26 protein-coding genes are annotated in these 26,721 nt (G+C 70.0%); 25 read left to right on the top strand and 1 reads right to left on the bottom strand.

Annotated elements, in window-relative coordinates:
* Positions 1-7: 7 nt before the first annotated feature.
* From ACIF83_RS31965 to nusB, 12 genes are all read left to right on the top strand, one after another.
* Positions 8-361 (top strand): hypothetical protein, encoded by a 354-nt coding sequence (locus tag ACIF83_RS31965; protein WP_393475707.1) that lies wholly within the window; start codon positions 8-10, stop codon positions 359-361.
* Entirely contained in the window at positions 361-3,033 is a 2,673-nt protein-coding gene (gene alaS / locus ACIF83_RS31960; protein WP_399732143.1) for an alanine--tRNA ligase, read from the top strand. The genes ACIF83_RS31965 and alaS overlap by 1 nt, the downstream gene beginning before the upstream one ends.
* Before the next feature lie 25 nt (positions 3,034-3,058).
* Entirely contained in the window at positions 3,059-3,523 is a 465-nt protein-coding gene (ruvX, locus tag ACIF83_RS31955; RefSeq protein ID WP_399732140.1) for a Holliday junction resolvase RuvX, read from the top strand.
* Positions 3,524-3,645: 122 nt separating this feature from the next.
* Positions 3,646-5,361 (top strand): endolytic transglycosylase MltG, encoded by a 1,716-nt coding sequence (gene mltG, locus ACIF83_RS31950; RefSeq protein ID WP_393475698.1) that lies wholly within the window; start codon positions 3,646-3,648, stop codon positions 5,359-5,361.
* Positions 5,342-6,181 carry a shikimate dehydrogenase gene (locus ACIF83_RS31945; protein ID WP_393475695.1) on the top strand — a complete coding sequence of 280 codons (840 nt, stop codon included), beginning with the start codon at positions 5,342-5,344 and terminating at the stop codon, positions 6,179-6,181. Before mltG ends, ACIF83_RS31945 begins: the two co-directional genes overlap by 20 nt.
* 177 nt (positions 6,182-6,358) lie before the next feature.
* Positions 6,359-7,543 carry a chorismate synthase gene (gene aroC / locus ACIF83_RS31940; protein ID WP_393475692.1) on the top strand — a complete coding sequence of 395 codons (1,185 nt, stop codon included), beginning with the start codon at positions 6,359-6,361 and terminating at the stop codon, positions 7,541-7,543.
* A 32-nt stretch (positions 7,544-7,575) separates the two neighbouring features.
* Complete coding sequence (locus ACIF83_RS31935; RefSeq protein ID WP_393476584.1) at positions 7,576-8,058, top strand: shikimate kinase; 483 nt, start codon at positions 7,576-7,578, stop codon at positions 8,056-8,058.
* On the top strand, positions 8,055-9,146 hold the full coding sequence (gene aroB, locus ACIF83_RS31930; protein ID WP_393475689.1) for a 3-dehydroquinate synthase: 1,092 nt from the start codon (positions 8,055-8,057) through the stop codon (positions 9,144-9,146). The genes ACIF83_RS31935 and aroB overlap by 4 nt, the downstream gene beginning before the upstream one ends.
* 181 nt (positions 9,147-9,327) lie before the next feature.
* The gene (locus tag ACIF83_RS31925) at positions 9,328-10,194 is read left to right on the top strand and encodes a Pro-rich N-terminal domain-containing protein (RefSeq protein WP_399732135.1); all 867 of its coding nucleotides are present in this window, start codon (positions 9,328-9,330) and stop codon (positions 10,192-10,194) included.
* 170 nt (positions 10,195-10,364) lie between these two features.
* Complete coding sequence (locus ACIF83_RS31920; RefSeq protein WP_393475683.1) at positions 10,365-11,471, top strand: aminopeptidase P family protein; 1,107 nt, start codon at positions 10,365-10,367, stop codon at positions 11,469-11,471.
* 56 nt (positions 11,472-11,527) lie between these two features.
* Positions 11,528-12,094 (top strand): elongation factor P, encoded by a 567-nt coding sequence (gene efp / locus ACIF83_RS31915; RefSeq protein WP_030048852.1) that lies wholly within the window; start codon positions 11,528-11,530, stop codon positions 12,092-12,094.
* A 2-nt stretch (positions 12,095-12,096) separates the two neighbouring features.
* Positions 12,097-12,531, top strand: a complete 435-nt coding sequence (nusB, locus tag ACIF83_RS31910; protein ID WP_097255767.1) for a transcription antitermination factor NusB — start codon at positions 12,097-12,099, stop codon at positions 12,529-12,531.
* A gap of 222 nt (positions 12,532-12,753) precedes the next feature.
* Here the strand turns inward: nusB and bldD are convergent, their stop codons facing one another.
* The gene (gene bldD, locus ACIF83_RS31905) at positions 12,754-13,257 is read right to left on the bottom strand and encodes a transcriptional regulator BldD (RefSeq protein WP_014671524.1); all 504 of its coding nucleotides are present in this window, start codon (positions 13,255-13,257) and stop codon (positions 12,754-12,756) included.
* A gap of 252 nt (positions 13,258-13,509) precedes the next feature.
* Between bldD and pyrR the strand changes: the two genes are divergently transcribed.
* The 13 genes from pyrR to ACIF83_RS31840 all read left to right on the top strand — a co-directional run.
* Positions 13,510-14,082, top strand: a complete 573-nt coding sequence (pyrR, locus tag ACIF83_RS31900) for a bifunctional pyr operon transcriptional regulator/uracil phosphoribosyltransferase PyrR (RefSeq protein ID WP_393475676.1) — start codon at positions 13,510-13,512, stop codon at positions 14,080-14,082.
* 91 nt (positions 14,083-14,173) lie between these two features.
* Entirely contained in the window at positions 14,174-15,154 is a 981-nt protein-coding gene (locus tag ACIF83_RS31895; RefSeq protein WP_393475673.1) for an aspartate carbamoyltransferase catalytic subunit, read from the top strand.
* A gap of 5 nt (positions 15,155-15,159) precedes the next feature.
* The gene (locus ACIF83_RS31890) at positions 15,160-16,446 is read left to right on the top strand and encodes a dihydroorotase (protein WP_393475670.1); all 1,287 of its coding nucleotides are present in this window, start codon (positions 15,160-15,162) and stop codon (positions 16,444-16,446) included.
* Positions 16,443-17,003 (top strand): hypothetical protein, encoded by a 561-nt coding sequence (locus ACIF83_RS31885; protein WP_399732128.1) that lies wholly within the window; start codon positions 16,443-16,445, stop codon positions 17,001-17,003. Before ACIF83_RS31890 ends, ACIF83_RS31885 begins: the two co-directional genes overlap by 4 nt.
* Positions 17,000-18,142, top strand: a complete 1,143-nt coding sequence (gene carA / locus ACIF83_RS31880) for a glutamine-hydrolyzing carbamoyl-phosphate synthase small subunit (RefSeq protein WP_393475664.1) — start codon at positions 17,000-17,002, stop codon at positions 18,140-18,142. The genes ACIF83_RS31885 and carA overlap by 4 nt, the downstream gene beginning before the upstream one ends.
* Positions 18,135-21,443, top strand: a complete 3,309-nt coding sequence (carB, locus tag ACIF83_RS31875; RefSeq protein WP_399732125.1) for a carbamoyl-phosphate synthase large subunit — start codon at positions 18,135-18,137, stop codon at positions 21,441-21,443. The genes carA and carB overlap by 8 nt, the downstream gene beginning before the upstream one ends.
* A 51-nt stretch (positions 21,444-21,494) precedes the next feature.
* Positions 21,495-22,601, top strand: a complete 1,107-nt coding sequence (locus tag ACIF83_RS31870) for a quinone-dependent dihydroorotate dehydrogenase (RefSeq protein WP_399732122.1) — start codon at positions 21,495-21,497, stop codon at positions 22,599-22,601.
* On the top strand, positions 22,598-23,443 hold the full coding sequence (gene pyrF / locus ACIF83_RS31865) for an orotidine-5'-phosphate decarboxylase (RefSeq protein WP_398139495.1): 846 nt from the start codon (positions 22,598-22,600) through the stop codon (positions 23,441-23,443). The genes ACIF83_RS31870 and pyrF overlap by 4 nt, the downstream gene beginning before the upstream one ends.
* A gap of 299 nt (positions 23,444-23,742) precedes the next feature.
* Complete coding sequence (locus ACIF83_RS31860) at positions 23,743-24,066, top strand: integration host factor (protein WP_003977346.1); 324 nt, start codon at positions 23,743-23,745, stop codon at positions 24,064-24,066.
* A gap of 60 nt (positions 24,067-24,126) precedes the next feature.
* Positions 24,127-24,684 (top strand): guanylate kinase, encoded by a 558-nt coding sequence (gmk, locus tag ACIF83_RS31855; protein WP_393475653.1) that lies wholly within the window; start codon positions 24,127-24,129, stop codon positions 24,682-24,684.
* Between the two features lie 75 nt (positions 24,685-24,759).
* Positions 24,760-25,032 carry a DNA-directed RNA polymerase subunit omega gene (gene rpoZ / locus ACIF83_RS31850; RefSeq protein ID WP_005319902.1) on the top strand — a complete coding sequence of 91 codons (273 nt, stop codon included), beginning with the start codon at positions 24,760-24,762 and terminating at the stop codon, positions 25,030-25,032.
* A gap of 103 nt (positions 25,033-25,135) precedes the next feature.
* The gene (gene coaBC, locus ACIF83_RS31845; RefSeq protein WP_399732117.1) at positions 25,136-26,338 is read left to right on the top strand and encodes a bifunctional phosphopantothenoylcysteine decarboxylase/phosphopantothenate--cysteine ligase CoaBC; all 1,203 of its coding nucleotides are present in this window, start codon (positions 25,136-25,138) and stop codon (positions 26,336-26,338) included.
* A gap of 273 nt (positions 26,339-26,611) precedes the next feature.
* A partial coding sequence (locus tag ACIF83_RS31840; protein WP_392327156.1) for an S-adenosylmethionine synthetase N-terminal domain-containing protein occupies positions 26,612-26,721 on the top strand: 110 nt, incomplete at its 3' end.

Raw genomic sequence — 26,721 nt, 5'->3', positions numbered from 1 at the left:
CCGAGCGATGTTCCGCCGTACGTTCTGGTTCACCACGGGTGTCGCCGCCGGTGTGTGGGCCACCACCAAGGTCAACCGCAAGCTGAAGCAGCTGACCCCCGAGAGCCTCGCCGCGACCGCGGCCAACAAGGCCCTGGAGACCGGTCAGCGCCTCAAGGACCGCGCGGTCGGCTTCGCGCTCGACGTCCGCGACAACATGGCACAGCGGGAGGCCGAGCTGGGGGAGGCGCTGGGCATCCAGGAGAACCCCGAACTCCCCGCACCTCGGCGGTACACCGCCATCGAGAACAGCGAGAACCGCAGCAACCCGAAGTACATCGAAGCCCCGATGTACTCGTACGACCGGAATGAGGACCACTGATGGAGTCGGCCGAGATTCGCCGCCGCTGGCTGAGCTTCTTCGAGGAGCGCGGGCACACCGTCGTCCCTTCGGCGTCGCTCATCGCGGACGACCCGACTCTGCTCCTCGTCCCCGCCGGCATGGTGCCCTTCAAGCCCTACTTCCTGGGTGAGGTCAAGCCGCCGTTCCCGCGCGCCACCAGCGTGCAGAAGTGCGTGCGCACGCCCGACATCGAAGAGGTCGGCAAGACCACGCGTCACGGCACGTTCTTCCAGATGTGCGGCAACTTCTCCTTCGGCGACTACTTCAAGGAAGGCGCCATCAAGTACGCCTGGGAGCTGCTCACCACGCCCCAGGACAAGGGTGGTTACGGCCTGGAGCCGGAGAAGCTCTGGATCACCGTCTACCAGGACGACGACGAGGCCGAACGCATCTGGCACGACGTCGTCGGCGTGCCCAAGGAGCGCATCCAGCGCCTCGGCATGAAGGACAACTACTGGTCCATGGGTGTCCCCGGACCCTGTGGCCCCTGTTCCGAGATCAACTACGACCGCGGCCCCGAGTTCGGCGTCGAGGGCGGCCCCGCCGTCAACGACGAGCGGTACGTGGAGATCTGGAACCTCGTCTTCATGCAGTACGAGCGTGGCGAGGGCATCGGCAAGGACAACTTCGAGATCCTCGGCGAGCTGCCCAGCAAGAACATCGACACGGGCCTCGGCATGGAGCGCCTCGCCATGATTCTGCAGGGCGTGCAGAACATGTACGAGATCGACACCTCCATGGCCGTCATCAAGAAGGCCACCGAGCTGACCGGCGTGGCCTATGGCGACGCCCACGACTCGGACGTCTCGCTGCGTGTGGTCACCGACCACATGCGTACGTCGGTGATGCTCATCGGCGACGGCGTCACCCCCGGAAACGAGGGCCGCGGCTATGTCCTGCGCCGCATCATGCGCCGCGCCATCCGTAACATGCGCCTGCTGGGTGCCACCGGCCCGGTCGTCCTCGACCTGATCGACACCGTCATCGCCATGATGGGCCAGCAGTACCCGGAGCTGGTCACCGACCGCGAGCGCATCGAGAAGGTCGCCCTCGCCGAGGAGAACGCCTTCCTCAAGACGCTGAAGGCCGGCACCAACATCCTGGACACCGCCGTCACCGAGACCAAGCAGGCCGGCTCCACGGTCCTGCCCGGCGACAAGGCGTTCCTGCTCCACGACACCTGGGGCTTCCCGATCGACCTCACCCTCGAGATGGCCGCCGAGCAGGGGCTGTCCGTGGACGAGGACGGCTTCCGCCGCCTGATGAAGGAGCAGCGGGAGCGCGCCAAGGCCGACGCCCAGGCCAAGAAGACCGGCCACGCCGGCGCCGGCGCCTACCGCGAGATCGCCGACAAGACCGGCGAGACCGACTTCATCGGCTACACCGACACCGAGGGCGAGACCACGATCGTCGGCATCCTCGTCGACGGCGTGTCCTCCCCGGCCGCCACCGAGGGCGACGAGGTCGAGATCGTTCTCGACCGTACCCCGTTCTACGCCGAGGGCGGCGGCCAGATCGGCGACACCGGCCGCATCAAGGTGGACTCCGGTGCCGTCATCGAGATCCGCGACTGCCAGAAGCCGGTCCCCGGTGTCTACGTCCACAAGGGCGTCGTCCAGGTCGGCGAGGTCACCGTCGGCGCCAAGGCCCACGCCTCGATCGACCACCGGCGCCGCAAGGCCATCGCCCGCGCCCACTCGGCCACCCACCTGACCCACCAGGCCCTGCGCGACGCCCTCGGCCCGACGGCCGCCCAGGCCGGTTCCGAGAACCAGCCCGGCCGCTTCCGCTTCGACTTCGGCTCCCCGTCGGCCGTCCCGACGGCCGTGATGACCGACGTCGAGCAGAAGATCAACGAGGTGCTCGCCCGCGACCTCGACGTACACGCCGAGATCATGGGCATCGACGAGGCCAAGAAGCAGGGTGCCATCGCCGAGTTCGGCGAGAAGTACGGCGAGCGCGTCCGCGTGGTGACCATCGGCGACTTCTCCAAGGAGCTGTGCGGCGGCACGCACGTGCACAACACCGCCCAGCTGGGCCTGGTGAAGCTGCTCGGCGAGTCCTCCATCGGCTCGGGTGTCCGTCGTATCGAGGCGCTGGTCGGCGTCGACGCCTACAACTTCCTCGCCCGTGAGCACACGGTCGTCGCCCAGCTCCAGGAGCTGATCAAGGGCCGTCCGGAGGAGCTCCCGGAGAAGGTCTCCGCCATGCTCGGCAAGCTGAAGGACGCCGAGAAGGAGATCGAGAAGTTCCGCGCCGAGAAGGTGCTGCAGGCCGCCGCCGGTCTCGCCGAGTCCGCCAAGGACGTCCGCGGTGTCGCCGTCGTCACCGGCCGGGTCCCGGACGGCACCACGCCGGACGACCTGCGCAAGCTGGTCCTCGACGTGCGCGGCCGCATCCAGGGCGGCCGGGCCGCCGTGGTCGCCCTGTTCACGGTCAACAACGGCAAGCCGCTGACCGTCATCGCCACCAACGAGGCCGCTCGCGAGCGCGGTCTCAAGGCCGGTGACCTGGTCCGTACCGCCGCCAAGACGCTCGGCGGCGGCGGTGGCGGCAAGCCGGACGTCGCCCAGGGCGGCGGTCAGAACCCGGCCGCCGTCGGCGAGGCCGTGGAGGCCGTCGAGCGACTCGTCGCCGAGACCGCCAAGTGACAGTTAAGTAAGGAAACGGTCGGAAATGCGCAGAGGACGCCGACTCTCGATCGACGTCGGGGACGCCCGGATCGGGGTCGCCTCGTGCGACCCCGACGGGATCCTCGCCACTCCGGTGGAGACCGTCCCCGGCCGGGACATCCCGGCCGCCCACCGCCGGCTCAGGCAGCTGGTGGAGGAGTACGAACCGATCGAGGTCGTCGTCGGACTCCCTCGCTCCCTCAAGGGGGGCGAGGGCCCGGCCGCGCAGAAGGTACGCGCCTTCGTCCAGGAACTCGCCAAGGGCATCAAGCCCGTTCCGGTCCGGCTGGTGGACGAGCGGATGACGACCGTGACGGCCAGTCAGGGACTGCGCGCCTCGGGGGTGAGATCCAAGAAGGGCCGGGCCGTCATCGACCAGGCAGCAGCCGTCATCATCCTGCAGCAGGCCCTGGAATCCGAACGGGTGTCAGGTAAACCACCCGGCGAGGGCGTCGAAGTGGTCATCTGATCGCGATACGGTAACGTTCCGCGCGATGCGGCGGTGTTCGAACAGCCGCCGCACAGCAAGAGGCGGAACGGAAGCCGGTCCACCGGCCATGCGACCGTCGGCCTCGCGGCTCTAGGGGATCGATGACTGAGTATGGCCGGGGCCCTGGCTCCGAACCGTGGCATCCGGAGGACCCGTTGTACGGGGACGGCGGATGGAGAGGACAGCAGGCCCACGTGGGCCAGCAGTCCTCCTACGACGGCCAGGCGCAGCAGCAGTACCCGCAGCCGCAGTACGGCGACTGGACCCAGGACCAGCAGTCCGGGTACGACCAGCAGCAGTACCAGTACTACAACGAGCAGGGCCAGCAGCAGTACGGCCAGCAGTACACCGGTCAGGACCAGCAGTACGCGGTGCAGACCCCGCAGCAGTACCAGCACCAGGAACACCAGGGCGGCTGGGACGCGTCCGGCACGCACGGCCAGGTGCCGTACACGCCCGACCCCGGCGACCCGTACGGCCAGCAGCCCGCGGCCTACGGCGGGGAAGCGCCCGACTTCTACGGCACCGAGGACGCCTACCCGCCGCCGGTGCCGCCCAGCCGCAGGCGTCCCGAGTCGAAACCGGAACCGGACCCCGAGACCGGCTGGGACCCGGGCGAGGACCAGGGCGAGCACGCCTTCTTCGCCGGAGGCGGCGATGACGACGATGCCGACGACGAGGCGGACAGCCGGTCCGGCCGTGGCGAACGGCGCGGCAAGAAACCCGTCAAGAGCAAGAAGCGGCGCACCGGCTGCGCCTGCATGGTGGTCGTCCTGGTCTTCGGCGGGGGCCTCGGTACCGTCGGTTACTTCGGCTACAAGTACTACCAAAATCGTTTCGGCCCTGCCCCGGACTATGCGGGCAGCGGCAACGGCGAGCAGGTCACGGTCACCATCCCGAAGGGCGCCGGCGGCTGGGAGGTCGGTCAGAAGCTGAAGGAGGCGGGCGTCGTCGAGAGCGCGGAGGCGTTCGTCTCCGCGCTGCAGGCGAACCCCAAGGGCAAGGGGCTCCAGCAAGGCGTCTATACGCTGGAGAAGCAGATGTCCGCCGCCAGCGCCGTGCAGTTGATGTTCGACCCGAAGAGCCAGAACAACGTGATCGTCACACCCGGCGAGCGCAACGCGGGTGTCTACGCGGCGATCGACAAGAAACTCCAACTGTCCACCGGCACCACTCGGAAGATCGCCAAGCAAGAATACAAGAAGTTCGGTCTGCCGAGCTGGGCGCAGAACAGCAGCGCAATCCAGGACCCGTTGGAGGGTTTCCTGTTCCCGGGTACCTATGCGGCCGCGAAGGGCATGAAGCCCGACGCGATCCTGAAGCAGATGGTCACCCAGGCCAAGGAGAGGTACGCCACCTACGACCTGCCGTCGAAGGCGAAGACGCTGGGTCTGGACAACGCCTTCCAGCTCATCACGGTCATGAGCCTGGTCCAGGCCGAGGGCAAGACGCACGACGACTTCCGCAAGATGGCGGAAGTGGTCTACAACCGTCTGAAGCCCACCAACACCGAGACCAACCAGCTGCTCCAGTTCGACTCGACGTACAACTACCTCAAGGGCACGAGCAACATCCACATCTCCGAGAAGGAGATCAACAGCAATCAGAGCCCGTACAACACGTACACCCACAAGGGCCTTCCGCCCGGTCCGATCGGCAACCCCGGTGAGGACGCGATGAAGGCGGCACTGAATCCGACGCACGACGGCTGGATGTATTTCGTGGCGACCGACGGTGTGAACAACACCGAATTCGCCAAGACCAACGAAGAATTCGAAAAGCTCAAGGACAAATTCAATGCCTCCTCGGGCAACTGACGCCCGCCGGGCTGCCGTGCTCGGTTCGCCCATCGCCCACTCCCTCTCCCCGGTGCTGCACCGGGCGGCCTACGACGCACTCGGACTCACCGACTGGTCGTACGGCCGCTTCGAGATCGACGAGGCCGCCCTGCCCGGCTTCATCGAGAAGCTCGGGCCGGAGTGGGCGGGGCTGTCGCTGACCATGCCGCTGAAGCGGGCGGTCATCCCGTTGGTGGACGAGATCAGTGAGACGGCCGCGTCGGTCGATGCCGTCAACACCGTGGTCTTCACCGAGGACGGCCGCCGCATCGGCGACAACACCGACATCCCGGGCATGGTGGCCGCCCTGCGCGAGCACGGCATCGAAGAGGTCGGATCCGCGGCGATCCTCGGTGCCGGCGCCACCGCCTCCTCGGCGCTGGCCGCGCTCGCCCGGATCTGCACCGGCGAGGTCGTCGCCTACGTCCGAAGCGAGGCCCGCGCCGCCGAGATGCGCCAATGGGGCGAGCGGCTCGACGTGGACGTCCGTACGGCGGACTGGGCGGACGCCCAGCAGGCCCTGAAGGCGCCCCTGGTGATCGCCACCACCCCGGCCGGCACCACCGACGCCCTCGCCACCGCCGTACCCGAGCGCCCCGCCACCCTCTTCGACGTGCTCTACGAGCCCTGGCCCACCGAGCTGGCGGCCCGCTGGTCGATGTTCGGCGGCGCCGTCGTCAGCGGCCTCGACCTGCTCGTCCACCAGGCCGTTCTCCAGGTCGAGCGGATGACCGGCATCTCCCCGGCGCCCCTGGAAGCCATGCGGCACGCCGGCGAGAAGGCGCTCGCCGCGCGCTGAACGGCCGCCTCCGTTCCGCCGCCCCGTCCCGCCTGCTGGACCAGCGGCCGGATACCGACCCCGGACGTGGGAGGATCGGAGGTGGCGGACCGGGGTCGCGCACCCGGTCGCGCCGTCGCCGTACGCGAGGACGCGCGTACTCAGGGCAGTACCGGGCGCGAACACTGAGGAGCACCGTTGAGCAGGCTGCGTTGGCTGACCGCGGGGGAGTCCCACGGTCCCGCACTTGTCGCGACGCTGGAGGGGCTTCCCGCCGGCGTGCCGATCACCACGGAGATGGTGGCGGACCACCTGGCGCGGCGGCGGCTCGGCTATGGCCGCGGTGCGCGGATGAAGTTCGAGCGTGACGAGGTCACCTTTCTGGGTGGCGTCCGGCACGGTCTCACCATGGGCTCCCCGGTCGCGATCATGGTGGGCAACACCGAGTGGCCCAAGTGGGAGCAGGTCATGGCGGCCGACCCGGTCGACCCCGAGATCCTCGACGGCCTCGCCCGCAACGCGCCGCTGACCCGGCCCCGGCCCGGCCACGCCGACCTCGCCGGCATGCAGAAGTACGGCTTCGACGAGGCCCGTCCGATCCTGGAGCGCGCCTCCGCCCGCGAGACCGCCGCGCGCGTGGCGCTCGGCGCCGTCGCCCGCTCCTACCTGAAGGAGACGGCCGGCATCGAGATCGTCTCCCACGTCGTCGAGCTGGCCTCCGCCAAGGCCCCCTACGGCGTCTACCCGACCCCGGCCGACGTCGAGAAGCTGGACGCCGACCCGGTGCGCTGCCTGGACGCCGACGCGTCGAAGGCGATGGTCGCGGAGATCGACCAGGCCCACAAGGACGGCGACACGCTCGGCGGCGTGGTCGAGGTGCTCGCCTACGGCGTCCCGGTCGGCCTCGGCTCGCACGTGCACTGGGACCGCCGGCTGGACGCCCGGCTCGCCGCCGCCCTCATGGGCATCCAGGCGATCAAGGGCGTCGAGGTCGGCGACGGCTTCGAGCTGGCCCGGGTGCCCGGCTCCAAGGCGCACGACGAGATCCTCAGCACCCCCGAGGGCATCAAGCGGTCCAGCGGGCGCTCCGGCGGCACGGAGGGCGGCCTGAGCACCGGCGAGCTGCTGCGCGTGCGCGCCGCGATGAAGCCGATCGCCACCGTGCCCCGGGCCCTGCAGACCGTCGACGTCTCCACCGGCGAGGCCGCCCAGGCCCACCACCAGCGCTCCGACGTGTGCGCGGTCCCGGCCGCCGGCATCGTCGCCGAGGCCATGGTGGCGCTCGTCCTGGCCGACGCCGTCGCGGAGAAGTTCGGCGGCGACTCCGTCCCGGAGACGCGGCGGAACGTGCAGTCGTACCTCGACAACCTCGCCATCCGGTGACCGCCGTGCCTGCGGTCGTACTGGTCGGCCCGATGGGCGTGGGCAAGTCCACCGTCGGCCGACTGCTGGCCGAGCGCCTCGGGGTCGTCTACCGGGACACCGACGACGACATCGTCGCCGCCGAGGGCCGGACCATCGCCGAGATCTTCGTGGACGACGGCGAGTCCGTCTTCCGCGCGATCGAGAAGCGCGCGGTGCACACCGCGCTCGCCGAGCACGAGGGCGTCCTCGCGCTCGGCGGCGGGGCGATCCTCGACGCGGACACGCGCTCGCTGCTCGGTGGGCACCGGGTGGTCTACCTCTCCATGGACGTGGAGGAGGCGGTCAAGCGCACCGGCCTCAACGCGGCCCGCCCGCTGCTCGCGGTCAACCCGCGCAAGCAGTGGCGCGAGCTGATGGAAGCCCGCCGCCACCTGTACGAGGAGGTCGCCACCGCCGTCGTGCCGACCGACGGCCGCACCCCCGAAGAGGTCACCCGAGCAGCGCTGGACGCACTGGAGTTGAAGGAAGCATGAGCGAGGCAGTCACCCGGATCCAGGTCGCCGGCACCGCGGGCACCGACCCGTACGAGGTACTGGTCGGCAGGCAACTCCTGGGCGAGCTGGCCGGGTTGATCGGCCCGAAGGCCAAGCGCGTCGCGGTGATCCACCCCGAGGCGCTCGCCGAGACCGGGGACGCACTGCGCGCCGACCTGGCCGAGCAGGGCTACGAGGCCGTCGCCGTCCAGGTGCCCAACGCGGAGGAGGCCAAGACCGCCGAGGTCGCCGCCTACTGCTGGAAGGCGCTGGGCCAGTCCGGCTTCACCCGCACCGACGTCATCGTCGGCGTGGGCGGTGGCGCCACCACGGACCTCGCCGGGTTCGTGGCCGCGACCTGGCTGCGCGGAGTGCGCTGGATCGCCATCCCGACCACCGTGCTGGCCATGGTGGACGCGGCGGTCGGCGGCAAGACCGGCATCAACACCGCCGAGGGCAAGAACCTGGTCGGCGCGTTCCACCCGCCGGCCGGTGTCCTGTGCGACCTGGCCGCACTGGACTCCCTCCCGGTCAACGACTACGTCTCCGGGCTCGCGGAGATCATCAAGGCCGGCTTCATCGCCGACCCGGTGATCCTCGACCTCATCGAGGCCGACCCCGAGGCCGCTCGCACTCCGGCCGGCCCGCACACGGCCGAGCTGATCGAGCGCTCGATCCGGGTCAAGGCGGACGTCGTCTCCTCCGACCTGAAGGAATCCGGGCTCCGGGAGATCCTGAACTACGGCCACACGCTCGGTCACGCGATCGAGAAGAACGAGCGCTACAAGTGGCGGCACGGCGCGGCGGTCGCGGTCGGCATGCACTTCGCGGCCGAACTGGGGCGTCTGGCGGGCCGGTTGGACGACGCGACGGCGGACCGCCACCGCACCGTCCTCGAGTCGGTCGGCCTGCCGCTGCACTACCGCTACGACCAGTGGCCCAAGCTGCTGGAGGCGATGAAGGTCGACAAGAAGTCCCGCGGTGACCTGCTGCGCTTCATCGTCCTGGACGGGCTGGCGAAGCCGACCGTCCTGGAGGGCCCGGACCCGGCCGTCCTCCTCGCCGCCTACGGAGAAGTGGGCCAGTAGGAAGTGGGCCAGTAAGTCCTCTGCTGTTCCCTTCCGTCCGATTCCCTTTCCGGGCCGGGCACTTCGGACCGCCCCCGGTCGTTTCACCAAACGACGGCCGGGGGCGGTACCGTTCGGTAGGGAGCGGGCTCCGTACCCGCCTGCCAGCGCCAAATGTGTGTACGAGACGGAGTGGCAACGGATGCAGCACGCAGTGGGGTCTCCGCTGCCGCCGCCCCACCAGCCGGGGCAGGGACCGCACGCCGGCTGGGCGTCGGCCGCACACCACCCGGGAGCCCCACAGGGTCCCGCACCCGTGCCCCCGCCGCCACCCGGCTACCCCGGAGTCGGACCGGGATCCGTCCCCCCGTCGGCCCCCATGTCGCCCGCGCCTCCGCAGCACGCCCCCGTCCCGCCGCCCGACACGACCGGTCATGTACCGCTGCCGCCCGGCGGTCCGGTCGGTGTGCCCACCGCGCCTCCGGCCGCGGCCGCCGTCCCCGACCCGACGACCACCACCCTGGCGGTCCTGCTGATCGGGCCCGCGGGCGCAGGCAAGACGAGCGTGGCCAAGTACTGGGCGGACCACCGCCGGGTGCCCACCGCCCACATCAGCCTGGACGACGTACGCGAATGGGTCCGCGCGGGCTACGCGAACCCGCAGTCCGGGTGGAACGACAACTCCGAGGCCCAGTACCGCCTGGCCCGCCGCACCTGCGGCTTCGCCGCCCGGAACTTCCTGGCCAACGGCATCTCGTGCATCCTTGACGACGCCGTCTTCCCGGACCGCCCCGTCGTGGGCCTCGGTGGCTGGAAACGGCACGTCGGCCCCGGCCTGCTCCCGGTCGTCCTCCTTCCGGGCCTCGACATCGTCCTGGAACGCAATGCCGAGCGCACCGGCAACCGCCGCCTCACCGACGAGGAGGTGGCCCGCATCCACGGCCGCATGGCCGGCTGGTACGGCTCGGGCCTCCCGATCATCGACAACTCCCAGCTGGACGTCCCCGGCACGGCCCACGTACTGGACGACGTCCTGACCAGGGCCATCGCAAGCCCACCGAGCTGGTAGCCGAGGGACGACCGGTCCTGCCGTAGGGATGCGGGACCGTATCGATGCGCGGCTGCGCAGTGCGGGTGCGATCACCCCCCCACCGGCCCGCACCCGGAAACGCCACCGGTCCCACCCCACTCGGCCCCCATCAACCAGCACAAGCCGGACAAAACTCCTACGATCATCTCATGTCAGAGGTGTACGCGACCCGCCGAGCCCAGCTCAGGGAACGCTGCAACGCGGCCGGCACCGCAGCAGCGCTCATCTCGCGCCCCGCCAACGTGCGCTATCTCGCCGGTGCAGCCCCACGGGGCTCCGTGCTGCTGCTGGGCAAGAGCGAGGATCTGCTGGTCTGCGCCGGCCCGCTGGACGACCGGCCGACCGAGGGCCGTCCCGACGAGGCCCTGATCGTGCATGTCCTGCCCACGCCGGGTGGCGACTCCGCGGTCACGGCAGCCGGCCTCGCCGCAGCACAGGGGGCCGAATCCCTCGCAGTGGAGGAACACCACCTCACCGTCGCCCGCCACCGGGCCCTGTCCTCCGTCGCCCCCAGGCTGCGCCTCGCCGACCTCGGTGGAGCCGTCGAGCAGCTCAGGGTCGTCAAGGACGAGGAGGAGATCTCCTGCCTCCGCATCGGCGCCGAGATCGCCGACCAGGCCCTCGGTGAGCTGCTGGAGTCCATCCTGGTCGGCCGCACGGAACGGCACCTGGCGCTGGAGCTGGAGCGGCGCCTGGTCGACCACGGCGCCGACGGGCCCGCGTTCGCGACCTCGGTGGCCACTGGCCCGAACTCCGGCCGCCGCGGCCACCGGCCCACCGACCGCCGTGTGGAGGAGGGCGACTTCCTCTCCGTCTGTCTGGGCGCCACCTACCGCGGCTACCGCTGCGAGATCGGCCGCACCTTCGTCATCGGCACCTCGCCCGCCGACTGGCAGATCGAGCTGTACGACCTGGTTTTCGCAGCCCAGCGGGCCGGACGCGAGTCCCTGGCGCCGGGCGCCGCCTACCGCGAGGTCGACCGTGCGGCACGCCAGGTGCTCGGCTCCGCGGGCTATGCTGAGGCTCTACCGCCGCTGACGGGACACGGCGTCGGACTCGAAATCGACGAGGACCCGCAGCTGGCCCCTGCGGCCATGGGTAAACTGGACGCTTGCGTGCCGGTCACCGTCGAACCGGGGGTCCACCTCCCGGGCCGGGGCGGCGTCCGGATCGATGACACGCTCGTCGTACGCCCTGAGGCGGACGGCGGACCCGAGCTACTCACCATCACGACCAAGGAGCTGCTCGCGCTCTAGCCTCGCGCTGTGCGCGTGCCCCGGGGTCGTACGTCAGTCCAGGAGATTCCGCAACCGTGGCTTCCACGAACGACCTCAAGAACGGCATGGTGCTCAAGCTCGAAGGCGGCCAGCTCTGGTCCGTCGTCGAGTTCCAGCACGTCAAGCCCGGCAAGGGCCCGGCCTTCGTGCGCACCAAGCTCAAGAACGTGCTCTCCGGCAAGGTCGTCGACAAGACCTTCAACGCCGGTGTCAAGGTCGAGACGGCCACTGTCGACAAGCGCGACATGCAGTTCTCGTACATGGACGGCGACTACTTCGTCTTCATGGACATGGAGACCTACGACCAGCTGATGGTCGACCGCAAGGCCGTCGGCGACGCCGCCAACTTCCTCATCGAGGGCTTCACCGCCACCGTCGCGCAGCACGAGGGCGAGGTGCTCTTCGTCGAGCTCCCGGCCGCCGTGGAGCTCGTCATCCAGGAGACCGAGCCGGGCGTCCAGGGCGACCGCTCCACCGGTGGCACCAAGCCCGCCACCCTGGAGACCGGCCACCAGATCCAGGTCCCGCTCTTCATCACCACCGGTGAGAAGATCAAGGTCGACACCCGTACGAGCGACTACCTCGGCCGGGTGAACAGCTAACCGTGGCTGCCCGCAACACGGCTCGCAAGCGCGCCTTCCAGATCCTCTTCGAGGGCGACCAGCGCGGCGCCGACGTCCTGACGGTCCTCGCGGACTGGATCCGGCTGTCCCGGTCCGACACCCGGCAGCCGCCGGTGAGCGAGTACACGATGCAGCTGGTCGAGGGCTACGCGGAGCACGCGAGGCGCATCGACGAGCTGATCTCCCAGTACGCGGTGGGCTGGACCCTCGACCGGATGCCGGTCGTCGACCGGAACATCCTGCGCCTGGGCGCCTACGAGCTGATCTGGGTGGACGAGACCCCGGACGCCGTCGTCCTGGACGAGATGGTGCAGATCGCCAAGGAGTTCTCCACGGACGAGTCGCCCTCGTTCGTGAACGGTCTGCTCGGCCGGCTCAAGGAGCTGAAGCCGTCGCTGCGCCGGGACGAGGCGTAAGCGGTACGACAAGCGCCAAAGGGCCCGCAGCGAGCGCATGCTGCGGGTCCTTTGGCGTTCTGTGCCCACAACGCCGTGGAAGCGCCGCGGGAGGGCGGGTGCGGGCCGGCTGCGGCTGGTCGCGCCCAGGCGGCGGAGCCGTACAAAAAGCCGCCGGGGTGGCCCGAACCGTACGGTTCGGGCCACCCCGGCGGCACGTTTCTGCTCAGATGCTGCAGGCGGTCAGGCCTCTTCGTGGGTGGCGACCGCGCGACGCGCGTCCGCGTCCAGGACGCCCCAGCTGATCAGCTGCTCGGTCAGGACCGAGGGGGACTGGTCGTAGATGACGGCGAGGGTGCGCAGGTCGTCCTGGCGGATCGAGAGCACCTTGCCGTTGTAGTCGCCGCGCTGGGACTGGATGGTCGCCGCGTAGCGCTGCAGGGGGCCCGCCTTCTCGGCCGGCACGGTGGCCAGCCGCTCCAGGTCCAGGACGAGCTTCGGCGGCGGCTCGGCGGCGCCGCCCGGCGTGGTACCCGGCAGGAGCTCCTGCACGGGGACACCATAGAAATCGGCCAACTCGGCGAGACGCTGCACGGTCACGGCGCGGTCACCGCGCTCATATGAACCGACCACCACGGCCTTCCAGCGACCCTGGGACTTCTCCTCGACACCGTGGAGGGAAAGGCCCTGCTGGGTGCGGATGGCCCGGAGCTTGGCCCCGAGCTGTTTGGCGTATTCGCTGGACATATAGCTCCCCGGACACTGTGTCGACGCGGTCGGCTGGGTTTCCCGCCGCGCGGCTGGTAACTCACTGTGAGGTTACGCAGCGTGACTCTCATGCGTCAAGCCGAATGGTCCACACCGACTCTTCCGTGGTAGTGGCAACCGATTGCGCCAAGTGGGTGATCGACGCCCGCTCCGGACCTGCTACGGTAGATGGCGCAAATCCGACGTCCTTTAAGGTCCGTCCCGTGAGGCGGAGAAGGAGGTCCGTTTCGTATGGACTCGCACGCGAACCTGCATGCGTCCGATGCGCGGCCCGTACTCGAAGGCCCCGACATCGCACGAGTGCTGACCCGTATCGCCCACGAGATCGTCGAGCGCGCCAAGGGCGCCGACGACGTGGTGCTCCTCGGCATTCCGACCCGGGGTGTCTTCCTCGCCCAGCGGCTCGCCGCCAAGCTGGAGCAGATCACCGACCGCAAGGTCCCCGTCGGCTCGCTCGACATCACCATGTACCGCGACGACCTGCGCATGCACCCGCCGCGTGCGCTGGCCCGCACCGAGATCCCCGGTGACGGCATCGACGGCCGTCTGGTCGTCCTCGTCGACGACGTGCTCTTCTCCGGGCGCACCATCCGTGCCGCCCTCGACGCCCTGAACGACATCGGGCGCCCGCGCGCGGTCCAGCTCGCGGTCCTGGTCGACCGTGGCCACCGCGAACTGCCCATCCGCGCCGACTACGTCGGCAAGAACCTCCCCACGTCGCTGCGGGAGACGGTCAAGGTCCAGCTCGCCGAGGAGGACGGTCGCGACACCGTGCTGCTCGGTGCGAAGCCGGCCGACCAGTAGCAAGTCAGGCGCGCACGGCCGCTTCGGCGTGCCGACACGCGCACCGGTTTGCCTCAATCCTCCCGATGAACTGCCTTACGGAGCCTGACAGATGCAGCGTCATCTCATCTCGGCCGCCGACCTCACCCGCGACGACGCCGTCCTGATCCTCGACACCGCCGAGGAGATGGCCCGGGTCGCCGACCGGCCGATCAAGAAGCTGCCGACCCTGCGCGGCCGCACGATCGTCAACCTCTTCTTCGAGGACTCCACCCGGACCCGGATCTCCTTCGAGGCCGCCGAGAAGCGGCTGTCCGCGGACGTCATCAACTTCTCCGCCAAGGGCTCCAGCGTGTCCAAGGGCGAGTCCCTGAAGGACACCGCGCAGACCCTGGAGGCGATGGGCGTCGACGCCGTCGTCATCCGGCACGGCGCCTCCGGAGCCCCCTACCGCCTGGCCAACTCCGGCTGGATCGACGCCGCCGTCATCAACGCCGGTGACGGCACCCACCAGCACCCCACGCAGGCCCTGCTGGACGCCTTCACCATGCGCCGCCGCCTGGTCGGTCGGGACGCCGGCCTCGGCCAGGACCTGGCCGGCAAGCGGATCACCATCGTCGGCGACGTCCTGCACAGCCGGGTCGCCCGCTCCAACGTCGACCTGCTGCACACCCTCGGCGCCGAGGTCACCCTCGTCGCGCCGCCCACCCTGGTGCCGGTCGGCGTCGAGACCTGGCCCTGCGAGGTGTCGTACGACCTCGACAGCACCCTGCCGAAGTCCGACGCGGTGATGATGCTCCGGGTCCAGCGGGAGCGGATGAACGCCGCCTTCTTCCCGACCGAGCGCGAGTACTCGCGGCGCTACGGCCTCGACGGCGAGCGCATGGCGAAGATGCCCGAGCACGCCATCGTGATGCACCCCGGCCCGATGGTCCGCGGCATGGAGATCACCGCCGAGGTCGCCGACTCCGAGCGCTGCACCGTCGTCGAGCAGGTCGCGAACGGCGTCTCCATCCGGATGGCCGTCCTGTACCTGCTGCTCGGTGGAAACGAGCCCGCCGTCACCCACACCCGCACCAACGAGGAGAAGTAAGAACCATGAGCAAGATCCTTATCCGTGGTGCGAAGGTGCTCGGCGGCGAGCCGCAGGACGTGCTGATCGACGGCGGGACGATCGCCGAGGTGGGCGCCGGACTCAGCGCCGAGGGCGCCGAGGTCGTCGAGGCCGCCGGCAAGGTGCTGCTGCCGGGCCTGGTCGACCTGCACACCCACCTGCGCGAACCGGGCCGCGAGGACTCCGAGACCGTGCTGACCGGCACGCGCGCGGCCGCCTCCGGCGGCTACACCGCCGTGTTCGCCATGGCCAACACCTTCCCGGTCGCCGACACCGCCGGTGTGGTCGAGCAGGTCTACCGGCTCGGCCAGGAGCACGGCTACTGCGACGTCCAGCCCATCGGCGCCGTCACCGTCGGCCTGGAGGGCCGCAAGCTCGCCGAGCTGGGCGCGATGCACGAGTCGGCCGCCGGGGTCACCGTCTTCTCCGACGACGGCAAGTGCGTGGACGACGCCGTGATCATGCGCCGGGCGCTGGAGTACGTGAAGGCCTTCGGCGGTGTCGTCGCCCAGCACGCGCAGGAGCCGCGGCTCACCGAGGGCGCCCAGATGAACGAGGGCATCGTCTCGGCCGAGCTGGGCCTGGGCGGCTGGCCGGCCGTCGCCGAGGAGTCGATCATCGCCCGGGACGTGCTGCTCGCCGAGCACGTCGGCTCCCGGGTGCACATCTGCCACCTCTCGACCGCGGGCTCGGTGGAGATCGTCCGCTGGGCCAAGTCCCGCGGCATCCAGGTCACCGCCGAGGTGACCCCGCACCACCTGCTCCTCACCGACGAGCTGGTGCGCACCTACAACCCCGTCTACAAGGTCAACCCGCCGCTGCGCACCGAGCGGGACGTGCTCGCCCTGCGTGAGGCGCTCGCCGACGGCACGATCGACATCGTCGCCACCGACCACGCCCCGCACCCGCACGAGGACAAGGACTGCGAGTGGGCCGCGGCCGCCATGGGCATGGTCGGTCTGGAGACCGCGTTGTCGGTGGTTCAGGAGACCATGGTCGACACCGGGTTGCTGGACTGGGCCGGCGTCGCCGACCGCATGTCCGTCAAGCCGGCGCAGATCGGACAGGCCACCGGTCACGGCCGTCCCGTCTCGGCTGGTGAGCCCGCCAACCTCACCCTCGTCGACACGGAATACCGTGGCTCGGTGGACCCCGCGGGCTTCGCCTCACGCAGCCGCAACACCCCGTACGAGGGACGCGAGCTGCCGGGCCGTGTCACCCACACGTGGCTGCGGGGCAAGGCCACGCTCGTCGACGGGAAGCTCACGTGACACCTGTAATCCTGCTGGCCGAGGCCCAGAAGTCGGCCGAGGTCACCGACTGGCCCGCCCGCATCGGCTGGCTGATCGGCCTCGCCCTCTTCGTCGCGCTCATCTACTGGCTGATGCGCGAGGGCTGGAAGTGGCGCGGCACGCTCCAGGGCGACCTGCCCGAGCTGCCCAGCGCGCCGCAGGAGCCCGGCGAGGCCAGACTGACGATGAGCGGCCGCTACCACGGCTCGACCACGGCCGGGCAGTGGCTGGACCGCATCGTGGCCCACGGCCTCGGCACCCGCAGCCGGGCCGAGCTCACCCTCTCGGACGCGGGCCTGGAGGTCGTACGCCCCGGGGCGACCGACTTCTTCGTCCCCACCGCCGAGCTGCGCGGGGCCCGGCTCGACAAGGGCATCGCCGGCAAGGTCCTCACCGAGGGCGGCCTGCTGGTGGTGACCTGGGCCCTCGGGGACAAGCTGATCGACTCCGGCTTCCGCTCCGACCACGCGGCCGAGCACACCGAATGGGTCGACACCCTCAACCAGATGACCAACGACACGGAAGGCGCACGATGACGACCTCCACCAGGGGAGCCGCCAAGGTTCCCGCCGTACTCGTCCTGGAGGACGGCCGCACCTTCCGCGGCCGTGCCTACGGGGCCGTGGGGGAGACCTTCGGCGAGGCCGTGTTCTCCACCGGTATGACCGGCTACCAGGAGACCCTCACCGACCCGTCGTACGACCGCCAGATCGTCGTCGCGACCGCCCCGCAGATCGGCAACACCGGCTGGAACGACGAGGACGACGAGTCGAGCCGTATCTGGGTCTCCGGCTACGTCGTGCGCGACCCCGCGCGCGTGCCGTCCAACTGGCGGGCCAAGCGCTCCCTGGACGACGAGCTGGTCGCGCAGGGCGTGGTCGGCATCTCCGGGATCGACACCCGCGCCCTCACCCGCCACCTGCGCGAGCGCGGCTCGATGCGCGCCGGCATCTTCTCCGGCGAGGCCATCGCCCCCGAGGCCGAGCTGCTCGAGCGCGTACAGGCCCAGCCGCACATGAAGGGCGCGAGCCTCTACGAGGAGGTCGCGACCAAACAGGCGTACGTCGTCCCCGCGATCGGTGAGAAGCGCTTCACCGTCGCTGCCATCGACCTCGGCATCAAGGGCATGACCCCGCACCGCATGGCCGAGCGCGGCATCGAGGTGCACGTCCTCCCGGCGACGGCCTCCGTGGACGACGTCTACGCCGTCGCCCCGGACGGCGTCTTCTTCTCCAACGGCCCCGGCGACCCGGCCACGGCCGACGGCCCGGTGGCCCTCATGTCCGCCGTCCTGGAGCGCAGGACGCCGCTGTTCGGCATCTGCTTCGGCAACCAGATCCTCGGCCGCGCCCTCGGCTTCGGCACCTACAAGCTGAAGTACGGCCACCGGGGCATCAACCAGCCGGTCCAGGACCGTACGACCGGCAAGGTCGAGGTCACCGCGCACAACCACGGCTTCGCCGTCGACGCGCCGCTCGACAAGGTCAGCGACACGAAGTTCGGCCGCGCCGAGGTCTCGCACGTCTGCCTGAACGACGACGTCGTGGAGGGGCTGCAGCTGCTCGACCAGCCGGCCTTCTCCGTCCAGTACCACCCCGAAGCGGCAGCGGGCCCGCACGACGCCGCCTACCTGTTCGACCGCTTCGTTTCCCTGATGGAGGGCCAGCGTGCCTAAGCGCACCGATATCCAGTCCGTCCTGGTCATCGGCTCCGGCCCGATCGTCATCGGCCAGGCCGCCGAGTTCGACTACTCCGGCACCCAGGCGTGCCGCGTGCTCAGGGCCGAGGGCCTGCGCGTGGTCCTCGTCAACTCCAACCCGGCGACGATCATGACCGACCCGGAGATCGCCGACGCCACCTACGTCGAGCCGATCACCCCCGAGTTCGTCGAGAAGATCATCGCCAAGGAGCGCCCGGACGCCCTGCTGCCCACCCTGGGCGGCCAGACGGCCCTGAACACCGCCATCTCGCTGCACGAGAACGGTGTCCTGGAGAAGTACGGCGTCGAGCTGATCGGCGCCAAGCCCGAGGCGATCCACAAGGGCGAGGACCGCGACCTGTTCAAGGCCGTGGTCGAGGCCGTCAAGGCGAAGATCGGGTACGGCGAGTCCGCCCGCTCGGTCATCTGCCACTCGATGGACGACGTCCTCAGGGGCGTCGAGCAGCTCGGCGGCTACCCGGTCGTCGTCCGCCCGTCCTTCACCATGGGCGGCGCCGGCTCCGGCTTCGCGCACGACGAGGAGGAGCTGCGCCGCATCGCCGGTCAGGGCCTCACCCTCTCGCCGACCACCGAGGTGCTCCTGGAGGAGTCCATCCTCGGCTGGAAGGAGTACGAGCTGGAGCTGATGCGCGACAAGCACGACAACGTCGTGGTCGTCTGCTCCATCGAGAACTTCGACCCGATGGGCGTGCACACCGGTGACTCGATCACCGTCGCGCCCGCGATGACGCTGACCGACCGCGAGTACCAGATCCTGCGCGACGTCGGCATCGCCGTCATCCGCGAGGTCGGCGTCGACACCGGCGGCTGCAACATCCAGTTCGCGGTGAACCCCGAGGACGGTCGGGTGATCGTCATCGAGATGAACCCGCGCGTGTCGCGCTCCTCGGCGCTCGCCTCCAAGGCGACCGGCTTCCCGATCGCCAAGATCGCCGCCAAGCTCGCCGTGGGCTACACCCTGGACGAGATCCCGAACGACATCACCCAGGAGACCCCGGCCTCCTTCGAGCCCACGCTCGACTACGTGGTCGTCAAGGCCCCGCGGTTCGCCTTCGAGAAGTTCCCGCAGGCCGACTCCACCCTCACGACCACCATGAAGTCGGTCGGCGAGGCCATGGCCATCGGCCGCAACTTCACCGAGGCCTTCCAGAAGGCGCTGCGCTCGCTGGAGAAGAAGGGCAGCCAGTTCACCTTCGTCGGTGAGCCCGGCGACAAGGAAACGCTGCTGCGCGAGGCCGTGCGCCCCACCGACGGCCGGATCAACACGGTCATGCAGGCCGTCCGCGCGGGCGCCACGCCCGAGGAGATCTTCGAGTACACGAAGATCGACCCGTGGTTCGTGGACCAGCTCTTCCTGATCAAGGAGATCGCGGACGAGCTGGACGCGGCGCCCGAGCTGACCCGCGAGCTGCTCGCCGAGGCCAAGCGGCACGGTTTCTCCGACCAGCAGATCGGTGAGATCCGCGGCCTGCGCGAGGACGTCGTCCGCGAGGTCCGGCACGCCCTCGGCATCCGCCCGGTCTACAAGACGGTCGACACCTGCGCCGCCGAGTTCGCCGCGAAGACGCCGTACTTCTACTCCTCCTACGACGAGGAGACCGAGGTCGCGCCCCGCGAGAAGCCCGCGGTCATCATCCTGGGCTCCGGCCCGAACCGCATCGGCCAGGGCATCGAGTTCGACTACTCCTGCGTCCACGCCTCCTTCGCGCTGTCCGACGCCGGGTACGAGACCGTGATGGTCAACTGCAACCCGGAGACCGTCTCCACGGACTACGACACCTCCGACCGCCTGTACTTCGAGCCGCTGACGCTGGAAGACGTGCTGGAGATCGTCCACGCGGAGTCCCTCGCCGGCCCGATCGCGGGCGTGGTCGTCCAGCTGGGCGGCCAGACCCCGCTGGGCCTCGCGCAGGCCCTGAAGGACAACGGCGTGCCGATCGTGGGCACCCCGCCCGAGGCGATCCACGCCGCTGAGGACCGCGGCGCCTTCGGCCAGGTCCTCGCCGAGGCCGGCCTGCCCGCGCCCAAGCACGGCACGGCCACCACCTTCGCCGGCGCCAAGGCCATCGCCGACGAGATCGGCTACCCGGTCCTCGTCCGGCCCTCCTACGTCCTCGGCGGGCGCGGCATGGAGATCGTCTACGACGAGGCCCGCCTCGCCTCCTACATCGCCGAGTCGACCGAGATCAGCCCCTCCCGGCCGGTCCTCGTCGACCGCTTCCTGGACGACGCCATCGAGATCGACGTCGACGCCCTGTACGACGGCGAGGAGCTGTACCTAGGCGGCGTCATGGAGCACATCGAGGAGGCCGGCATCCACTCCGGCGACTCGGCGTGCGCCCTGCCCCCGATCACCCTCGGCGGCTTCGACATCAAGCGCCTGCGCGCCTCCACCGAGGCCATCGCGCGCGGCGTCGGCGTGCGCGGCCTGATCAACATCCAGTTCGCGATGGCGGGCGACATCCTGTACGTCCTCGAGGCCAACCCGCGAGCCTCCCGTACGGTCCCCTTCACCTCGAAGGCGACCGCGGTGCCGCTCGCGAAGGCCGCCGCCCGGATCTCGCTGGGCGCGACCATCGCCGAGCTGCGCGCCGAGGGCCTGCTGCCGCAGACCGGCGACGGCGGCGAGCTGCCGCTGGACGCGCCGATCTCCGTCAAGGAGGCCGTGATGCCGTGGTCGCGCTTCCGTGACATCCACGGCCGCGGCGTCGACACCGTCCTCGGCCCGGAGATGCGCTCCACCGGCGAGGTCATGGGCATCGACTCCGTCTTCGGCACGGCGTACGCCAAGTCGCAGGCGGGCGCCTACGGTCCGCTGCCCACCAAGGGCCGCGCGTTCATCTCGGTCGCCAACCGGGACAAGCGCTCGATGATCTTCCCGGCCCGCGAGCTGGTCGCGCACGGCTTCGAACTGCTCGCCACCTCCGGTACGGCCGAGGTCCTCAAGCGCAACGGCATCAACGCCACGATCGTGCGCAAGCAGTCCGAGGGCACCGGCCCGAACGGCGAGCGGACCATCGTCCAGCTCATTCACGACGGCGAGGTCGACCTCATCGTCAACACCCCGTACGGCACCGGCGGCCGCCTCGACGGCTACGACATCCGTACGGCCGCGGTGGCGCGCTCCGTGCCGTGCCTGACGACCGTCCAGGCGCTCGCGGCGGCCGTCCAGGGCATCGACGCCCTCAACCACGGTGACGTGGGCGTCCGTTCGCTCCAGGAACACGCGGAACACCTGACCGCGGCCCGCGACTAGCAGCCCTGAGGGGGACACCGAAAACGGTGTCCCCCTCTTCGTGAGGACACCATGTACAAGATCTTTTTCAGTCTCGTCTTCAAGCACATGGACCCCGAGGAGGCCCACTACCTGGCCTTCCGCTGGATCCGACTCGCGGTCCGCATCCCCGTGCTGCGCACCTTCGTCGCGGCCGCCCTCGCGCCCCGCTACAAGGAGCTGCGCACCGAGGCCTTCGGGCTGCGCATGCACGGCCCCTTCGGGCTCGCCGCGGGCTTCGACAAGAACGCCGTGGCCATCGACGGCATGTCGATGCTGGGCTTCGACCACGTCGAGATCGGCACGGTCACCGGTGAGGCGCAGCCCGGCAACCCCAAGAAGCGGCTGTTCCGGCTGGTCGCGGACCGGGCGCTGATCAACCGCATGGGCTTCAACAACGACGGCTCGCTCGCCGTCGCGGCCCGTCTGGCCACGCGCGAGCCGGTCTTCAAGACCGTCGTCGGCGTCAACATCGGCAAGACCAAGGTCGTCTCGGAGGCGGAGGCCGTCGGCGACTACGTGAAGTCGGCCGAGCGCCTCGCGCCGTACGCCGACTACCTCGTCGTGAACGTCTCCTCGCCGAACACGCCCGGCCTGCGTAACCTCCAGGCCACCGAGGCGCTGCGTCCGCTGCTCACCGCCGTACGCGAGGCCGCCGACCGTACGGTCGCCAACCGGCGTGTTCCGCTCCTGGTGAAGATCGCCCCGGACCTCGCCGACGAGGACATCGACGCGGTCGCCGACCTCGCCGTGGAGCTGGGTCTGGACGGCATCATCGCCACCAACACCACCATCGCGCGCGAGGGTCTCGGTTTGAAATCCGAACCCTCGCTGGTGAAGGAGACCGGCGGACTCTCCGGCGCGCCCCTGAAGGCGCGCTCCCTGGAGGTCCTGCGCCGCCTGTACGCGCGCGTGGGCGACCGGATCACCCTGGTGGGTGTCGGCGGCATCGAGACCGCCGAGGACGCCTGGCAGCGCATCCTGGCCGGTGCCACGCTGGTGCAGGGGTACAGCGCCTTCATCTACGAGGGCCCCTTCTGGTCCCGTGCCATCCACAAGGGCCTCGCCGCGCGCCTGCGCACCAGCCCGTACGCCACCCTCGCCGACGCGGTCGGCGCCGACGTGAGGAAGCCCGCATGACCTCGTTCGAGCCCTTCGGTGCCCGTCTGCGCCACGCGATGGACGAGCGCGGCCCTCTCTGTGTCGGCATCGACCCGCACGCCTCCCTGCTCGCCGAGTGGGGCCTGAACGACGACGTGGCCGGTCTGGAGCGGTTCAGCCGCACGGTCGTCGAGGCGGTGGCCGACCGGGTCGCCGTCATGAAGCCGCAGAGCGCCTTCTTCGAACGGTTCGGCTCGCGCGGCGTCGCCGTCCTGGAGAAGGCGGTCCAGGAGGCCCGCGCGGCCGGCACCCTGGTCGTGATGGACGCCAAGCGCGGCGACATCGGCTCCACCATGGCCGGGTACGCGGAGGCCTTCCTGCACAAGGACGCCCCGCTGTTCTCCGACGCCCTCACCGTCTCGCCCTACCTCGGCTACGGCTCCCTCAGCCCGGCCGTCGCGCTGGCCAGGGAGAGCGGTGCCGGACTGTTCGTCCTGGCCCTCACCTCGAACCCGGAGGGGCCGGAGGTCCAGCACGCGGTCCGCGCCGACGGACGCACCGTGGGCGCGACCATGCTGGCCCACCTCGCCGCCGAGAACGCGGGCGAGGAGCCGCTGGGCTCCTTCGGGGCGGTCGTCGGCGCCACGGTGGGCGACCTGTCCTCCTACGACCTCGACATCAACGGTCCGCTCCTCGCGCCCGGTGTCGGCGCTCAGGGCGCGACGGCGGCCGACCTTCCCAAGGTCTTCGGGTCGGTGGTGCGCAACGTCGTCCCGAACGTCAGCCGGGGCGTGCTGCGACACGGTCCCGACGTCGGGGCGCTGCGCTCGGCCACGGAGCGCTTCGCGGAGGAGATCAGGGCCGCTGTCAGCGCCGGCTGAGATCTCCGCCGCGCGTTCCCATCGACGACACCAGGGCGACTTGAGTGTGAATACATCCTCAAATCGAGGGCAGTATGTCTGAAATGTCCGGCCTGGCGGCGGCTGACCAGTACTTTTCCGCTGTTCTCGCTGACTCTGGCGGACTTGCCCGCTAGTCTCCGAGCAGTGGGGGCACCTCCCACGCCGTTAAGGCAGTGGGGGAGAACGGGCAGCGTGTTGCTCGTAGCTCCCCAGGTGTGGGGCGACTAGGTTCCTCACCGGTCCGTATCCGACAGTTCGACATCCGAGGTGACGTAGGCGTGGCTCTTCCGCCCCTTACCCCTGAACAGCGCGCAGCCGCGCTCGAAAAGGCCGCCGCGGCTCGCCGGGAGCGGGCCGAGGTCAAGAATCGACTCAAGCACTCCGGCGCCTCCCTTCACGAGGTCATCAAGCAGGGCCAGGAGAACGACGTCATCGGCAAGATGAAGGTCTCCGCCCTGCTCGAGTCCCTGCCGGGCGTGGGCAAGGTCCGCGCCAAGCAGATCATGGAGCGTCTGGGCATCTCCGAGAGCCGCCGCGTGCGCGGTCTCGGTTCGAACCAGATCGCGTCCCTGGAGCGTGAGTTCGGCAGCACCGGTTCCTGAGTCCGGCTCCTGCCGGACCGGGCGTCCCGGGCACCCCGGGATTGCTGGAATAATCGCTGCATGAGTGAACGTCCGCGGCTGACCGTGCTCTCCGGCCCTTCGGGGGTCGGCAAGAGCACGGTCGTCGCCCATATGCGCAAGGAACACCCAGAGGTCTGGCTCTCGGTGTCGGCCACCACCCGCAAGCCGCGCCCCGGCGAGCGGCACGGAGTCCACTACTTCTTCGTGACCGACGAGGAGATGGACAAGCTGATCGCCAACGGCGAGCTGCTGGAGTGGGCCGAGTTCGCCGGCAATCGCTACGGCACGCCCCGCGCGGCCGTGCTGGAGCGGCTGGAGAACGGTGAGCCCGTGCTGCTGGAGATCGACCTCCAGGGCGCCCGGCAGGTCCGTGACTCGATGGCCGACGCCCAGCTGGTGTTCCTGGCTCCGCCCTCGTGGGAGGAGCTGGTGCGCAGGCTCACCGGCCGGGGGACCGAGTCGCCCGAGGTCATCGAGCGTCGCCTGGAGGCGGCCAGGACCGAGCTGGCGGCCGAGCCGGAGTTCGACGTGACCTTGGTCAACACCTCCGTCCAGGATGTGGCGAGCGAGCTGCTAGCCTTGATGGACGTTGTGTGATCGTGACTGCCGTCCCCCAGCGGGTGTCGGCCGGTCACACCGACTGAATCTTTCCCATCCATCGGAAGGTAGAGCGTGTCCTCTTCCATCACCGCGCCCGAGGGCATCATCAACCCGCCGATCGACGAGCTTCTCGAGGCCACCGACTCGAAGTACAGCCTCGTGATCTATGCGGCCAAGCGTGCCCGCCAGATCAACGCGTACTACTCGCAGCTCGGCGAGGGTCTCCTCGAGTACGTCGGTCCGCTCGTCGACACCCACGTCCACGAGAAGCCGCTCTCGATCGCTCTGCGTGAGATCAACGCGGGTCTGCTGACCTCCGAGGCCATCGAGGGCCCGGCTCAGTAGTACTTTCAGATCGCGGTTGACTTATCCACAGGCCCGGCAGCGCTCCTGCCGGGCCTGTGGTGTGTGATGGTCTCGTAGGGTTCCGAGCCGGGGAGAGACGACGGTGGACAAGCCGAAGGTCGTACTGGGGGTCAGCGGTGGCATCGCCGCGTACAAGGCCTGTGAGCTGCTGAGAAGGTTCACGGAATCGGGTCACGACGTGCGCGTGGTGCCCACCGACTCCGCGCTGCACTTCGTCGGGGCCGCCACTTGGTCCGCACTGTCCGGCAACCCGGTCTCCACCGAGGTCTGGGACGACGTCGACGAGGTCCCGCACGTCCGCATCGGCCAGCACGCCGACCTGGTCGTGGTGGCCCCGGCGACCGCCGACATGCTCGCCAAGGCCGCCCACGGCCTCGCCGACGACCTGCTGACCAACACACTCCTCACCGCCCGCTGTCCGGTCGTCTTCTCGCCCGCGATGCACACCGAGATGTGGGAGCACCCCGCCACCCAGGAGAACGTGGCCACGCTGCGCCGCCGCGGCGCCGTCGTGATCGAGCCCGCGGTCGGCCGCCTCACCGGTGTCGACACCGGCAAGGGGCGGCTGCCCGACCCGGCGGAGATCTTCGAGGTCTGCCGCCGGGTGCTGGCCCGTGGCGTCACCGAACCCGACCTCGCGGGCCGCCACGTCGTCGTCTCGGCCGGCGGCACCCGCGAGCCGCTCGACCCGGTTCGCTTCCTCGGCAACCGCTCCTCCGGCAAGCAGGGCTACGCCCTCGCCCGCACGGCCGCGGCCCGCGGCGCCCGGGTGACCCTGATCGCGGCCAACACCTGCCTGCCCGACCCGGCCGGCGTCGACGTCGTCCCGGTGGGCACCGCCGTGCAGATGCGTGAAGCGGTCCTCAAGGCCGCCGCGGACGCCGACGCCGTGGTGATGGCCGCGGCCGTCGCCGACTTCCGCCCCGCGGCCTACGCCGCCGGAAAGATCAAGAAGAAGGACGGCCAGGACCCCGCCCCGATCGTCCTGGTGCGAAATCCGGACATTCTCGCCGAGGTTTCGGCCGACCGTGTCCGCCCCGGACAGGTCGTCGTCGGCTTCGCGGCGGAGACGGACGACGTCCTCGACAACGGCCGCACCAAGCTCGCCCGCAAGGGGTGCGACCTCCTCGTCGTCAACGAGGTGGGGGAGCGCAAGACGTTCGGTTCGGAGGAGAACGAGGCCCTTGTACTGGGCGCCGACGGCAGCGAGACCCCCGTGCCGCACGGTCCGAAGGAGGCGCTCGCGGACATCGTCTGGGACCTCGTGGCCGCTCGTCTCGGATGATCGCGTTCCACCGTTCGGAGCCGTCTGATTCAGCCGATCGGTGTCTTCCCGCCACATGACATTCCCCACGACAATGTCGCGTGGCGGCCCTGGCCAAGCCCGCTCGGCATTGTGCAGAATGCCCGTGCCGCAGGTCACAGCGCTCCCGAGAGGCGAGACAGGTGGGCCGGTGGCCGAGTGCGACCGATAAACTGTTGTCGGACGACGCCGGGCGCAGCTCCCGCGTGGTCCGACAATGATCAGCCAGCAGCCGCTGCAACCCCAGGGAGCGTTGTGTCCCGTCGCCTGTTCACCTCGGAGTCCGTGACCGAGGGTCACCCCGACAAGATCGCTGACCAGATCAGCGACACCATTCTCGACGCGCTTCTGCGCGAGGACCCGAC

The organism is Streptomyces sp. NPDC085866, from assembly GCF_044541035.1.
Lineage (GTDB): Bacteria > Actinomycetota > Actinomycetes > Streptomycetales > Streptomycetaceae > Streptomyces.
This window is presented reverse-complemented; position numbering and strand designations above follow the sequence as displayed.

Coding starts and splice junctions, on each gene's coding strand:
- ACIF83_RS31965 (WP_393475707.1), top strand. CDS start 8: ATGTTCCGCCGTACGTTCTGGTTCACCACGGGTGTCGCCGCCGGTGTG.
- alaS (WP_399732143.1), top strand. CDS start 361: ATGGAGTCGGCCGAGATTCGCCGCCGCTGGCTGAGCTTCTTCGAGGAG.
- ruvX (WP_399732140.1), top strand. CDS start 3,059: ATGCGCAGAGGACGCCGACTCTCGATCGACGTCGGGGACGCCCGGATC.
- mltG (WP_393475698.1), top strand. CDS start 3,646: ATGACTGAGTATGGCCGGGGCCCTGGCTCCGAACCGTGGCATCCGGAG.
- ACIF83_RS31945 (WP_393475695.1), top strand. CDS start 5,342: ATGCCTCCTCGGGCAACTGACGCCCGCCGGGCTGCCGTGCTCGGTTCG.
- ACIF83_RS31935 (WP_393476584.1), top strand. CDS start 7,576: ATGGGCGTGGGCAAGTCCACCGTCGGCCGACTGCTGGCCGAGCGCCTC.
- aroB (WP_393475689.1), top strand. CDS start 8,055: ATGAGCGAGGCAGTCACCCGGATCCAGGTCGCCGGCACCGCGGGCACC.
- ACIF83_RS31925 (WP_399732135.1), top strand. CDS start 9,328: ATGCAGCACGCAGTGGGGTCTCCGCTGCCGCCGCCCCACCAGCCGGGG.
- ACIF83_RS31920 (WP_393475683.1), top strand. CDS start 10,365: ATGTCAGAGGTGTACGCGACCCGCCGAGCCCAGCTCAGGGAACGCTGC.
- bldD (WP_014671524.1), bottom strand. CDS start 13,257: ATGTCCAGCGAATACGCCAAACAGCTCGGGGCCAAGCTCCGGGCCATC.
- pyrR (WP_393475676.1), top strand. CDS start 13,510: ATGGACTCGCACGCGAACCTGCATGCGTCCGATGCGCGGCCCGTACTC.
- ACIF83_RS31895 (WP_393475673.1), top strand. CDS start 14,174: ATGCAGCGTCATCTCATCTCGGCCGCCGACCTCACCCGCGACGACGCC.
- ACIF83_RS31890 (WP_393475670.1), top strand. CDS start 15,160: ATGAGCAAGATCCTTATCCGTGGTGCGAAGGTGCTCGGCGGCGAGCCG.
- carA (WP_393475664.1), top strand. CDS start 17,000: ATGACGACCTCCACCAGGGGAGCCGCCAAGGTTCCCGCCGTACTCGTC.
- ACIF83_RS31870 (WP_399732122.1), top strand. CDS start 21,495: ATGTACAAGATCTTTTTCAGTCTCGTCTTCAAGCACATGGACCCCGAG.
- pyrF (WP_398139495.1), top strand. CDS start 22,598: ATGACCTCGTTCGAGCCCTTCGGTGCCCGTCTGCGCCACGCGATGGAC.
- gmk (WP_393475653.1), top strand. CDS start 24,127: ATGAGTGAACGTCCGCGGCTGACCGTGCTCTCCGGCCCTTCGGGGGTC.